The sequence below is a fragment of the Clostridioides sp. ES-S-0108-01 genome, from assembly GCF_020662285.1.
Classification (GTDB): Bacteria; Bacillota; Clostridia; order Peptostreptococcales; family Peptostreptococcaceae; genus Clostridioides.
Genome location: NZ_JADGMN010000078.1, coordinates 1 through 542 on the forward strand (window position 1 = coordinate 1; position 542 = coordinate 542).

Sequence of the window (542 nt, forward strand, 5' to 3'; positions counted from 1 at the left end):
CCTTTTGGAAGAAGTCGTCGAAGGTGGAATCAATAACTGGGGTGAAGTCGTAACAAGGTAGCCGTATCGGAAGGTGCGGCTGGATCACCTCCTTTCTAAGGAGAATTACCTACTGTTTAATTTTGAGGGTTCTTTATGAACTTCATATATGGGGGTGTAGCTCAGTTGGGAGAGCATTTGCCTTGCAAGCAAGGGGTCAGGAGTTCGACTCTCCTCATCTCCACCATTTAAGAGTATATTACCTAAATCTTTGATTTATCTAGTAGCCTCTTACATGCACTTATAGCTTAACTTTATACAAGCTTTGTGCGTCAGCACTTTAAGCAACGGAATTTATTCGTTGGCGCTGTGCGTTAGCACTTTAAGCAACATAATAAACTGAACGCATGTGAAGTTTGTTTGTTGGCGACGTGCTTTAGCACTTTAAGTAACGGAATAATCTGAGTGTATACGAAGGTTGTTCGTTGACGCTGTGCGTTAGCACTTTAAGCAACGGAATTTATTCGTTGGCGACGTGCTTTAGCACTTTGAAAACTGCATAT

Annotated in this window: 1 tRNA gene and 1 rRNA gene; both read left to right on the forward strand. The window is 42.1% G+C overall.

Annotation, left to right across the window (positions count from 1 at the left end):
- Positions 1–95: ribosomal RNA gene (locus tag IR152_RS19850) — 16S ribosomal RNA — on the forward strand; the annotation flags it as partial.
- 55 nt (positions 96–150) lie between these two features.
- Positions 151–226: transfer RNA gene (locus IR152_RS19855), tRNA-Ala, on the forward strand.
- Positions 227–542 lie beyond the last annotated feature (316 nt).